Here is a 296-nt window from a genome sequence, read left to right on the forward strand (position 1 = left end):
AGAGATATCAAAGGAACATGAGGAGACATTTAGACAATCTCCTGTACCGATTGTTCTTTCTGCTACTGTTGATGAGAAAAAAGAGTTTCCATCTGTAAATATTAATTATGAACAAGCTTCATTCGATGCGACAAAAGCTTTGATTGATAAGGGGCATAAGTCTGTCGCTATGCTATCAGGAACGTTAGAAGATCCAATTAATGGATACCAAAAGTTTGCTGGGTATAAGCGTGCATTGTTAGAAGCAGACCTAGAAATTAGTGATGATTTTATTGTTATCGGAGACTATACATACG

The 296-nt window shown here is 36.5% G+C and carries 1 protein-coding gene; it reads left to right on the plus strand.

What is annotated here, in order from left to right:
* On the plus strand, nucleotides 1-296 hold a 296-nt coding region (locus tag AOA60_RS00800; RefSeq protein ID WP_256592776.1), incomplete at both ends, for a hypothetical protein.

Source organism: Pseudomonas sp. 2822-17, from assembly GCF_002742485.1.
GTDB lineage: Bacteria > Pseudomonadota > Gammaproteobacteria > Pseudomonadales > Pseudomonadaceae > Aquipseudomonas > Aquipseudomonas cyclaminis.